At 56.9% G+C, this 255-nt stretch carries 1 rRNA gene; it reads left to right on the plus strand.

Annotated features, from left to right (window positions below):
- Positions 1-255, plus strand: a 23S ribosomal RNA gene (locus tag NQZ67_RS30150); the annotation flags it as partial.

Here is a 255-nt window from a genome sequence, read left to right on the forward strand (position 1 = left end):
GAGGGGGCCGCAGTGAAAAGGCCCAAGCGACTGTTTAGCAAAAACACAGGTCTGTGCGAAGCCGTAAGGCGAAGTATACGGGCTGACGCCTGCCCGGTGCTGGAAGGTTAAGGGGAGCGGTTAGGGGCAACCCGAAGCTGTGAACCGAAGCCCCAGTAAACGGCGGCCGTAACTATAACGGTCCTAAGGTAGCGAAATTCCTTGTCAGGTAAATTCTGACCCGCACGAATGGCGTAACGACTTGGGCGCTGTCTC

Source organism: Paenibacillus soyae (assembly GCF_024623455.1).
Lineage (GTDB): Bacteria > Bacillota > Bacilli > Paenibacillales > Paenibacillaceae > Pristimantibacillus > Pristimantibacillus soyae.